Origin of the sequence: Shinella sp. M31 (genome assembly GCF_049199205.1) — a bacterium.
In the GTDB taxonomy this organism is placed as follows: Bacteria; Pseudomonadota; Alphaproteobacteria; order Rhizobiales; family Rhizobiaceae; genus Shinella.
Genome location: NZ_JBLZPH010000102.1, coordinates 1 through 3,569 on the forward strand (window position 1 = coordinate 1; position 3,569 = coordinate 3,569).

The window sequence follows — 3,569 nt, forward strand, 5'->3', positions numbered from 1 at the left end:
TCGGCGGTGAAGGCCTGCGCATCGCCGCCATGGGCGCGAATGTCTGCTGCCGTCTCTTCGGCAGCCTCCGCATTGTAATCGACGATAGCGACGCGTGCGCCCTCCCGCGCGAAGAGCCGTGAGGCCGCCCCGCCCATGCCGGTCGCACCACCGGAAATGATCGCCGTTTTTCCCTCAAGCCTGCCCGCCATCGTTTCACGCTCCTCCAATCGTCCGGGATATGCGGGTGCTTCGAACCCGCCGGATTTTACACGGTAAATTCCTCTGCCTCTCGCTGCAGGAGTCAATGGGCGAAGCGTTTGCGCAACGGCGATCCGTACAAGGGGAGCGATGGAAACCGTACAATTTTAGGTACTTGTTCAGTATTCTTGCCTAACGTTAGGCCAATCGTTCTGCATGCGGGGACCTTCGACGATGACCGTCGTGACACTGGACCACGTGGAGCGCCAGAGGGCGCGGGGTTTCCGTTTTCTGCGTTTTTGCCCCGAAATCGAGGCGCGCTTCCGCAAGGACTATGCGGCAGAACGCGTACGGCTTGCCGTTATCTGGGGCATCATCGGAACGCTGATCTACGATCTTGTCTATTTCGGCGACCGGACGATGATGGCGGATGTCTTTTCCGGCCTCGTCACGGCGCGTTTCTTCATTTTCACGCCCTTCGTGATCGCCTGCATTCTCGCCGTGCGCCGCTGGCCGAATGCCGCGCTTTACGATGTTCTTTCCGTCGCCATCGCCGTGCTCGGCGTCACGCTGCCAATGGCCGTCGCCATCGGGAGCGAAAGCCCCTATCTCTTCGTTTATCAGAACGGCAATTCCGCCGCCTTCCTGTTCTTCGTGATCGCGCTTCGTCCTCGGTTTCCGGCCATCCTCATCGGCCTCGTGCTGATGTGCGCCTCGCATTTCACCACGACGTCGCTCACCGGCGCTTTCGACGCAGTCACCTATTCCGGCATCATCACCTTCTATGTGACGCTCTCCATCTTCCTCGCCGTCAGCGCCTATTTTCTCGAGCAGAAGGATCGCCAGAGCTTTCTCAACCAGTTGCGCGGCAGCCTGCTTTATCAGCAGCTGGAGCACAATGCCGATCGCGACGAGCTGAGCGGCCTCCTGAACCGTCGCTCGCTCGCCCGTGTGCGCGATGCGCTCTGGCGCGACGCGTCGCACGGCATCTCCGCTATCCTGCTCGATATCGACCATTTCAAGCGTTTCAACGATGTGCACGGCCATATCGAGGGCGACGCCTGCATCCGCGCCGTCTCGCAATGTATTCTCGCAAACGCGGACGACGGTGCTTTCGTGTTCCGTTTCGGTGACGAGGAAATCCTGGTGCTTTCGGCTGGCCAAACAGCGCTGCAAGCCCTCGCGCAGGCTGAGCGCATCCGCGCCGCCATCGAAGCGCTCGCCATCCCGCATCGCGGCCTTAATGACGGCTGTGTAACGGTCAGTCTGGGGGTTGCGCTGGCTTTCCCGCCCGTCGCGACGCTGGAGCGTCTTTTGCAGGATGCCGACGCTGCGCTCTATGAGGCCAAGCGCCTCGGTCGCAACACCGTCGCGCTGGCGGATGATCTTGTTCCGTCGGGGCGAGGTGATAGTGCTGCAGCCTGACAGCCGGGCACAACCCTGGCGTCGCACGGCAATTCCGAAACTTGTGACAAATGGTGGGAGCTTCTGACGAGGAGGGCCTGATTTCCCAGAAAAATTTTATTACTTTTTAAGTTAAATACCGCAGCGTCAGCGTCATTCTATTGCAACCATCGCCGGTATCTTGGCGAAACAGGACCGACCCCATGGCTTCAACATCTGCTGCGCGTCCGAAATCCTCCCGCTCGCTGGCGGTCAAGCTGCTCTCCGTGAGCGCTGTCGCCATTGCCTGCGTTCTGGCGCTGACCTTCCTCGTCGTCATCCTTCAAGTCCGCGAGCGCACCGTTGCCATCACGCTGAAGCAGGCGGAAGCCGAGGCCGAGGCGACCGCGCAGGCGATGAGCGGGAAGATCGACGCGCTCTCGGGCGCCACGCGAAGCCTGGCAGGTCTGATCGAGCGCGGCATTGCCGCCGGCAAGCTCGACCGGACGGCGATCACCACCATGCTGCCGGCGCAGGTCGAAAAGTTCGATCTCGTCTTCGGCGCCTGGATCGTCGATACCGAGCAGGGTCTCGACGGCACGCTCGGGCCGAAGGACGATGCGGTACAGGGGACCAATGCCGAGGGCATCTTTACACCGTATTGGGTGCGAGGTGCGAACGGCATGGAACTCATGCGCCCCGCCGTCGATCGCAACGCGGAGTACTATCGCCTGGCCGCGACGAGCAAGAAGGGTGCTGCGACCGAACCGTATGAAGAGCCGTCAGCCAACAATCTCCTGATGATGACCGTGACGCAGCCTGTCATCATCGACGGTCGTCTCGCCGCCGTGACCGGTCTTGATGTCGCACTCGGCTCGCTGGCCGACTCGCTGAAGTCGGAGCGCCCCTTCGGCGAAGGCCGCGTCTATCTGCTGTCGGGCACCGGCAAATGGCTGGCGGCTCCCGATGCCGCGCAGGTGATGAAGGAGTACGCGGCCGAGGGGACCGATCAGGTCAAGGCGGCGCTTGCTGACGGCAAGACCGTGACGCTCAATGATGTCGTGGGCGGCGATGGCGGTTCGGTTTACCGCGTCGTCTATCCGTTCGATTTGCCGGGCCTCAATGCGCGCTGGGCCGTGGCGGTCGACGTGCCGGTGGCGGCGGTTTCCTCCGTCGTCAACGAGCAGACGACGATCCTGGTGATCGGCGGCATGTTCATTCTCGCCGCCGTGATCGGCGCGCTGCTTTTGGCCGTGCGCACCTTCGTGCAGCGGCCGATGGCCTCGCTGCTCCTTGATGTCGGCCGCATGTCGGAGGGAAAGCTGGAACAGCCGGTCGCCGGTCAGGAGCGCAGCGACGAGATCGGCAAGGTCGCCGTGGCACTCGAAGCCTTCCGTCATCGCCTCGCCGACGGCCATCGACTGGAGGCCGCCAATGCCGAGCAGCGCCAGCAGACGGAAAGCGAACGGCGCCAAACCGAAGCCGAACGCGCCCGCGCCGCGGAAGAGCAGCGCAAGGTCGTGGACGCGCTCGGCCGTGGCCTCGCCAACCTCTCGCGCGGCGATCTGACGAGCCGCATCACGGAAAACTTTCCGCCGTCCTATGTTGAATTGCGCGACAATTTCAACGACACGATGGACAGCCTCGAGCGCACCATCCTGCAACTGAACCAAACCGTGCATTCGCTGAATGCCGGCATCGGCGAGATCAGCCGCAGCTCGGACAATCTCTCGCGCCGCACGGAACAGCAGGCCGCAAGCCTGGAGGAAACCGCCGCCGCGATGAACGAGATCGCCGAGCAGATGCACACCAGCACCCGCAATGCCGGCGAGGCTGCATCGAAGGTCAATGAGGCCTGTTCGGATGCCGATCGCTCCAACGCGGTGGTGCGCAAGGCGATCACCGCCATGGAGGGCATCGAGGATTCGTCCAGAAAGGTCAGCCAGATCATCGGCGTCATTGACGAGATCGCCTTCCAGACCAACCTGCTGGCGCTGAATGCCGGC

The 3,569-nt window shown here is 62.6% G+C and carries 3 protein-coding genes; 2 read left to right on the plus strand and 1 reads right to left on the minus strand.

The features are described from left to right. Positions 1 to 191 (minus strand): SDR family NAD(P)-dependent oxidoreductase (locus ACOZKU_RS17675; protein ID WP_421579973.1); only part of this gene is annotated, 191 nt, incomplete at its 3' end. A gap of 223 nt (positions 192 to 414) precedes the next feature. Here ACOZKU_RS17675 and ACOZKU_RS17680 point away from each other — a divergent pair. After that, entirely contained in the window at positions 415 to 1,605 is a 1,191-nt protein-coding gene (locus ACOZKU_RS17680) for a GGDEF domain-containing protein (protein ID WP_421579974.1), read from the plus strand. Positions 1,606 to 1,787: 182 nt separating this feature from the next. After that, positions 1,788 to 3,569, plus strand: a 1,782-nt coding sequence (locus tag ACOZKU_RS17685; protein ID WP_421579975.1) for a methyl-accepting chemotaxis protein, incomplete at its 3' end; no start/stop codon positions are given.